We start from the raw sequence: 6,921 nt of genomic DNA on the forward strand, positions 1-6,921 counted from the left end.
GTCTTCAACCGGTCATCGACGTGGACGTACAGTGCCGTCAAGAGGGTGTCTAACTCGGTCGTCACAACCCGATGTTGGACACCCTCCCCCACGTCAGAAAACCCCTCATTCGGAACTACTCGTCTAGCCCACGCGGCGCCCAACCTCCCACGCGGAAAGTGCGGGCATACTGGCTCCCGTTCGGTTCATCCGCTCCGAACAGTACCCAGACGATCACGCCTGGTGCGTGCGTTCAGGTGTTCTCCCGGGCCACCACATCCGCCAGTTCGGCGAGGCCGTCGACGCTCCAGTCCGCCGCCGCACGCACCTCCGGGGCATCCGCCCACGGATGCCCCCACGGGCCGCGCCGCAGATGCGCGGTCCGCAGCCCGAAGTCCCGTGCCGGGAAGATGTCGTTGGCGGGATGGTCGCCGACGTACACGATCTCGTCCGGCTGGGCCATACCCAGGGTGACGACCCGGCGGAAGAACTCCGCCGCCGGCTTGGCCACGCCCCAGTCGCCGGACACGGTGACCGCGTCCGCGGGCAGGTCGAGCGCCCGCAGCAACTTCCCGGCGCGTGACGTCTGGTTGCCGGCCACCGCCACCCGCACCCCGAGGTCGCGCAACGCGGACAGTGTGGGCCGCACATCCTCGTACAGGTCGGACTCGTCCAACGCCTCGCCGCGCCCCGCCGCCTCACGCGCGGCGTACTCTGCCGCCAGGTCGACGCCGGGGCGCAGCAACCTGATCGCGTCCGCGTTGTCCCGGCCTTGCGACACGACCACGCCAACCAGGGCCGACAGCGTGTGTCTCGGCACGCCGAACCAGTCGGCCCACGACGCCCAGTACCGGTCGTCGTGGGTCAGGGTCTCGCCGATGTCCAGGACCACGGATCTGATCACCCCGACACCATAGGGTCGTGATCGTGGTCGGCGACCCGCCCCGTGGTGACGCCCGCCGTCGACGTGGTGAGGGCGGTAGCCACCAACGGGGGGTCCGTCGGGAATCGCCGGACTCCCGTCCGGTCCGCGGTCTACCGTGCTGGCATGCCGCGCTCCCCGCCGCGGTGGAACGAGGAGGCGCCCCATGTCATCGCCCTGTGACCCCGAGTACGCTCCCGTCGGCGATGTGGGTGCGGCGCTCATGATGATCGACTCCCAACTCAGGGCCCTCTACGACAGCAAGACGGAGGCCGATCCCGAACAGCAGCGCATGGTCGAGCAGTTCGCCGCGACCCTGGGGCCCAGGGGGATCGACGAGGTGCTGGACGGTGCCTGCACGATCATCTACATGTTCATGAAGTGGCTGCGTCTGGCCTGCGAGGACCACGACAAGGACGTCATCGAGTACGTGGTGCCCAGCCAGGTGGCCACGATGCGGATGATGCCGAGGACCTTCCGCCCCGAGACCATCCCCACCATGGTCGGACTGCTCGTCGCCGCGGCCACCGGGTTGAGCCCCAACCTGTGGCGCGCGCAGTACGGGCGGTGGACCGAGGCCGAGTTGAATCCCCTGGAGGCCACGGCCGTCCTGCTCGCGGAGCGCATCAACCGGATCTCCGACGACCGTGACTTCGCCACCCGCCTGATCACCGAGGCGCTCTCCAAGTCGGAGCGGGGCTGACGCGCGGCCGCTACTCGTGGGGCGGGGTGCAGGGCGTCTCGGCGGCGCAGGAGTAGCCGCGGCCCTTGCAGTGCCAGCAGCGGTGGGGCGCGGCGACGCCCTGGGCGTGGCCGTCGCCGGAGAGGTACAGCGTCTCCCGGACCTCGATCTGCGAGCCGCTGCACGCCTGGCACTGCCGGTGCTGCCCCGGGCACTCGCCGTCCACTGCCTCACTCATCCTGTGCCTCCGCACGTGCCGCGTCACAGCCACCACACCGAACGTTACCGGCCGTCGGCCGTTCCCGTGGCCCGAGTCCTGCGGAAGGGCGGGCTCGACGGCTCACTCGTGGAGCCAGAACCCCGTGCGTCGGAGCCACAGTTCGAGGAGCGCGGCGTCGCCCGAGACGTCGAGGCGGTCGGCGACGGGGCGGCCGTAGACGAGGAGGAGCAGGTCGGCGAGCGGCCCGTGGACGGTGACGGCCGCGGGGCCTTCGTCGTGCCGCCAGCGGGGGGCCTCGCCGGTCAGGTCGACGAGCCAGGCGTCGGCCGGATGGTCGGTGGCCCGGAAGCGGAGGGTGCGGCCGGGGCCGAGCAGCGGTTCGTCGGTGGTGGGGTCGTACGCCTCGGGGACGGTGCCGAAGCCCATCCACTCGTCGATGCCGTCGCGCGCCACCGCCGCGTCGAGTGCGTAGCGGCGCCCCAGGGCCCAGGCGGCGTCGGCGCGGTGGACGGTCGTCTCGAACAGCATGCGCCGCGCCCAGAACGCCAGGGGCTGGTCCGGGACCACCGTCCACACCCTGGTTTCGGGGCCGGCCTCGGCCAGGGCCTCGTCGAGGCGCCGCGCGCCGTCGGCGAGCCAGGCGTCGACCGCGGTCAGGTCCCGGTCGGCGTATCCGAAGACGTCGTTGACCTGGTGGTCGGAGACGGTGTCGGTGGCCCTGGTGCGGACGATGGTCTCCACCCAGCGGTGGGCTCCGCCGACGTGCCGCAGCAACTGGCCGAGGTTCCACTCGGGGCAGGTGGGCACGGGGACGCCAGGATCGGCGCCGCGCGTCAGGGCGCGCAACAGGTCGGTCTGGGCGAGGATTTCGGTGCGGTAGCGGTCGAGGCTCCAGCGCGACATGGCAGCCAGGCTACGACGCGTGGGCCCACTCGCGGGCGTCGCTCTCCCACGACAGGCGACGGCGACGGCGACGGCGACGGCGACGGTGACGGAGCGCGACGGCGGCCACGGGTGGTCGAACCGGCCGTTCGGCGACGACAATTGTTCGTCATGGATCCCGCCGTGTTAGCCGCGTTCGTATCCATTCCCACCGCCCTCCTCACCGCCGCCGCCTCCTACGCGGCCGGCCGCAGCCAGGGCCGTAGCGCCGTGGACGCCGTCCGGCGCCAGCATCGGCGCGACGCTTACACCGCGTTTCTCCTGGCCGTCAACGCCTATGTCGGCAGCGCCTCCTGGAACGCCTGCCTGGCCGAGGCGCGAGCCGCCACGGGGAAGGCCGACAGCTGGCTCGACAAGGAGCGCAACGAGACGCTCGTCCGGCATGCCCTCCGGATCAGGGCCGGCGTCTCGGTGGCTCCGCTGCGGGCCGCCGCGTCCATCGTCCACCTCGAGGGTTCCGCGCACCTCGGCGCTCTCGCCGGGCGCGTCATCGACTGTGCCGAGGAGATGCAGGTCGTCGCCAGCAACAGGGAGGAGTTGGAGGCCGAGGTCCGGGCCCTGGTGACCAACCCCCGGGCGGAGCCGAGGACGGACCGGCGGATGGCGGAGGCGGTCGTGGAGTTCACCCGCGCCGCGCGCCGCCATCTCGACGGCCGACGACCGGCGGGCCGTGGCCGCGGTGGCCGCCGATGGCAGATTCTCGGCCGCCGGACGCCGTCCGGGGAGGGGTGATCCGCATCCCCCGGGAATCTCCTGGTCCGGGACTTCCGTCGGGGCCGGTGCCCGGCCCGGGGCACCGGTACGGAATGATGCGGGCCAGGACGAACAGGGGCGAAGCAGGAGGAGCGCGCGCGGTGGACCGGGAACAGCGGCTGGTGGAGCGGTTCGAGGCGGACCGGCCGCACCTGAGGGCCGTGGCCTACCGCCTGCTCGGCTCGCTCAGCGAGGCCGACGACGCCCTCCAGGACGCGTGGGTCCGGGCCAGCCGGGCCGACATCGCCGCCGTCGAGAACCTCTCCGGATGGCTGACGACGGTCGTCACCCGGGTGTGCCTCAACCTGCTGCGGGCCCGTGGGGCGCGGCGCGAGGAGCCCCTCGACACGTGGGAGCCGGGCACCGAACTGCCGGACGGTGTCGACCCGGAGCAGGAGGCGCTGACGGCCGACGCGGTCGGGGTGGCGCTGCTCGTCGTCCTCGACGCGCTGACGCCGGCCGAGCGGGTCGCCTTCGTGCTGCACGACATGTTCGCCGTGCCCTTCGACGACATCGCGCCGATGATCGAGCGTTCCCCGGCGGCCACCCGGCAGTTGGCGAGCCGGGCCCGCCGCCGGGTCAGGGGCGCCGCGCCGGCGCCCGAGGCCGACCTGACCAGGCAGCGCGAGGTCGTGGCGGCGTTCCTCGCCGCGACGCGCGCCGGCCACTTCGCGTCGTTGCTCTCGCTGCTCGACCCGGACGTGGTGCTCCGGGCCGACGCGATGGTCGTGCCGACCCCGCAGCCGGTCACGCTCCGGGGCGCCGAGATCGTGGCCGAGAGCGCGCTCGCCGCCGTGGGCCGGGCCGGGTTCGCCGGGCTCGCGTTGCTCGACGGCGCCGTGGGGGTCGTCATGGCGCCGTTCGGGCGGCTGCGTCTCGTGCTGGCGTTCACGGTGGTGGCGGATCGCGTCACCGAGATCGAGGTGATCGCCGAGCCGGAGCGGCTGCGGCGGATCGACCTCGTGGCGCTGGACGCCTGACGCCCGGGGCGCGTCGTCCCGCCGGTCAGGCGGCGAGCCCGAGGGCCAGCGAGCCGACCACCGGCGCCATGTACACCAGCGGGAACGGGACGTGCGCGTACCAGCGGGCCCGGACCACGGTGATCGCGGCGCCGAGGAAGTACAGCACCAGGCCGATCCCGGCCAGCACGCCGACGACCGGCAGGAACAGGCCGACCAGCAGGCCCACGGCCCCGGCGAGCTTGGTGGTGCCGAGCGCGGGGCCCCAGGAGGCGGGGACGCCGTAGTCGGCGAAGCTCTTCATGATCCAGTCCGCCCTGCGCAGGACGACGGTGCCGGAGAAGGCGGCCATCGCGGCGGCCAGGACGGTGACGACAACGTGGGCGACGGACATGGGAGGTGCTCCTCGTCAGTGGGTGGTGCTCGCTGCTTTCACCTCACTGACCCGGGGCGTCGGAGGGATGTGACAGGTTCCGGGAGAAAGATTTCGTGGCCGGTCGGCAGACCTCGCAGGGGGTGATGCCCCGGCCGTGTTCGGCCAGGAGCCGGTGGAGTGCGGCGGTGTCCAGGTCGGGGGTGCCGGGGTGCCAGCAGCCCTCCTCGTGCAGCACGCCGCGTCGGGGCGCGCCCGGTGGTCGGCGTTGCCACCGCACCCACCAGCGCGGGCGGCCGGCCTCGGCGGCCGCCGCCCGTTCGGCGTCGGCGACCGCCTGCCGCACCTCGACCAGCCGCTCCTGCAGCCAGCCGGCGAGCGCCCGGAGGGTGGGCAGGTCGTCCGGCGGCGGCTGTTCGGTCACATGTTCGATTCTAGGGGGTGGTGGCCGTCAGTGCCCTTTCCCCGGCGAGCAGGGGCCGCAGCAGGAGGGCGCCGGTTCGACGCAGACGGTGACGGAGTCGGCGTTGTCGGTGGGGTCGGGATCCTTCTCGTTGCCGGTGGCGGCTGCGGTGTTGTGGATCCGGCCGGGCCTGGCGGCCTTGGCCCGCAGGACGAGCGTGGCGGTGGCGCCGTCGGCCAGGTCGCCCACGGACCACTGGCCGGTGGCCGGGTCGTAGGCTCCCGCGCCCTCGGCGGACAGGAAGACGAGGCCGTCCGGGAGCGGGTCGGCGACCCGCACGCCGGTGGCCCCGTTCGGGCCGGTGTTCCGCACGGTGACGCGGTAGGTCACCGTCTGGCCGACGGTGACGGTCGTCGCGTCCGCGGCCTTCACCACGGCCAGGTCGGCGGCCGGCCTGACGTCCGTGACCTGCTTGTCGGAGGTGCTCGTCAGGGACTCGGGCGTCTCGCCCAGCCGGTTCTCGTAGGAGGCGGTCGCCGTGTTGCGGATCCGGCTTCCGCCGCTGGCCCGGTCGATGACGACCCGGTACTCCGCCGTGGTCCCGTCCGGCAGGGACTCCGTGTTGGGCAGGCTGCCCCCGGCGGAGCCGGAGGCGCCGGCCCCGAGATGGAAGACGACCCGGTTCGCCTCGGCGTCGTAGTACCCCTGGTCGTCGCCGGGCGCGTCGCTCAGCACCCCGGTGTTCGGGCCGTCGACGATCCGCAGGGAACCGGGCAGATACGTCGTCCCTGGGGGGATGGCGTCGGTCAGGACGAGGGCGTCGGCCGCGCCGCCGCCCTCGTTCCTGGCGGTGACGCGGTAGGTGATGACATCGCCCACCTCCAGCGGCCCGGCGGGGATCGCGGCCTTGTCGAGCACCACACGGGGGGCGGTGCCGAAGAAGACGCCGTCCAGGAAGTTGCCGATGCCGCGGTTGCCGCCGGCGGCGGCGATGGAACGGAAGGCGAAACGCGTCAGCGTCTGCCCGGCCGGCACGACGTAGGTGCCCGTGTGGTAGCCCCAGGCGTCCTTCCCGTCGGCGATGCGCCGCTGCTCCACCACCGACCCCGGCGCGCCGATGTCCAGCGCCATGGTGTCCACGCCCAGGCGGCCACGGTGGTACAGCCGCCAGTACAGCGTCGTGCCCGGGGTGGTCGGCAGGTCCTGGTAGAGCGTGGAGACCTCGTTGGCGTTGAGCTCGGCGAACTGGGCGCCCTCGGCCGACGGCACACCGAGGAAGCCCGAGTGCCACAGCTCGACCATGTGGTCGGACGCGGTGGTGAGCCAGCCGGGGACGCGCTTGGGCGCCTGCGTCCGGGACGCGTCGGGCAGGATCTCGTAGTCGGTCACGGCCGGCTCTTCGAAGCTGCCGTTGACGAGGGCGACCCGGATCGGAGCGGGAGGTGTGGCCATGCTTCATCCCCTCGGAGGTGACGCTGCGGGAAGGCCCGCCGACCGGCTCCACAGGGGGTGGTTGCCGGGGGGCGGAACCGCGACGCTCAGTAGCGCATCGCAGGAGGAGAAGTACGTACAGTGGCACACCCGTGGGTCCGGCCAACCCGGCGCGGCGGGTTTGCGTGCCCGCCGGCCCGGTCGGCCCCCGCGCCGCACGTCACCCCGACCGCCGCCGGGCGGCACCGCCGCCCCAC

9 protein-coding genes are annotated in these 6,921 nt (G+C 73.1%); 3 read left to right on the forward strand and 6 right to left on the reverse strand.

What is annotated here, in order from left to right; genetic code table 11:
* Positions 1-232: 232 nt before the first annotated feature.
* Positions 233-883: an HAD family hydrolase gene (locus tag E1283_RS28685; protein ID WP_132821079.1), complete on the reverse strand. Its 651-nt coding sequence runs from the start codon at positions 881-883 to the stop codon at positions 233-235.
* Between the two features lie 184 nt (positions 884-1,067).
* Here E1283_RS28685 and E1283_RS28690 point away from each other — a divergent pair, with 184 nt between their 5' ends.
* Entirely contained in the window at positions 1,068-1,604 is a 537-nt protein-coding gene (locus E1283_RS28690; protein ID WP_132821080.1) for a hypothetical protein, read from the forward strand.
* A 10-nt stretch (positions 1,605-1,614) separates the two neighbouring features.
* On the opposite strand, the gene E1283_RS28695 is transcribed toward E1283_RS28690, so the two are convergent.
* On the reverse strand, positions 1,615-1,821 hold the full coding sequence (locus E1283_RS28695; protein WP_132821081.1) for a hypothetical protein: 207 nt from the start codon (positions 1,819-1,821) through the stop codon (positions 1,615-1,617).
* A 102-nt stretch (positions 1,822-1,923) separates the two neighbouring features.
* A complete protein-coding gene (locus E1283_RS28700) occupies positions 1,924-2,706 on the reverse strand; it encodes a maleylpyruvate isomerase family mycothiol-dependent enzyme (RefSeq protein WP_132821082.1) in 783 nt (260 codons plus the stop codon).
* 162 nt (positions 2,707-2,868) lie between these two features.
* Between E1283_RS28700 and E1283_RS28705 the strand changes: the two genes are divergently transcribed.
* Positions 2,869-3,477 carry a hypothetical protein gene (locus tag E1283_RS28705; protein ID WP_132821083.1) on the forward strand — a complete coding sequence of 203 codons (609 nt, stop codon included), beginning with the start codon at positions 2,869-2,871 and terminating at the stop codon, positions 3,475-3,477.
* Between the two features lie 122 nt (positions 3,478-3,599).
* A complete protein-coding gene (locus E1283_RS28710) occupies positions 3,600-4,478 on the forward strand; it encodes a sigma-70 family RNA polymerase sigma factor (RefSeq protein ID WP_132821084.1) in 879 nt (292 codons plus the stop codon).
* Between the two features lie 25 nt (positions 4,479-4,503).
* Here E1283_RS28710 and E1283_RS28715 read toward each other — a convergent pair whose 3' ends face one another.
* The 3 genes from E1283_RS28715 to E1283_RS28725 are packed head-to-tail and all read right to left on the reverse strand — an operon-like array spanning position 4,504 to position 6,685.
* Positions 4,504-4,851 carry a DoxX family protein gene (locus E1283_RS28715; protein ID WP_132821085.1) on the reverse strand — a complete coding sequence of 116 codons (348 nt, stop codon included), beginning with the start codon at positions 4,849-4,851 and terminating at the stop codon, positions 4,504-4,506.
* A 43-nt stretch (positions 4,852-4,894) separates the two neighbouring features.
* Positions 4,895-5,254, reverse strand: coding sequence for a hypothetical protein (locus E1283_RS28720; RefSeq protein WP_132821086.1), 360 nt, complete (start codon positions 5,252-5,254; stop codon positions 4,895-4,897).
* Between the two features lie 27 nt (positions 5,255-5,281).
* Complete coding sequence (locus E1283_RS28725; RefSeq protein WP_165956280.1) at positions 5,282-6,685, reverse strand: DUF7507 domain-containing protein; 1,404 nt, start codon at positions 6,683-6,685, stop codon at positions 5,282-5,284.
* Positions 6,686-6,921: the final 236 nt, after the last annotated feature.

Origin of the sequence: Streptomyces hainanensis (assembly GCF_004348415.1) — a bacterium.
Lineage (GTDB): Bacteria > Actinomycetota > Actinomycetes > Streptomycetales > Streptomycetaceae > Streptomyces > Streptomyces hainanensis.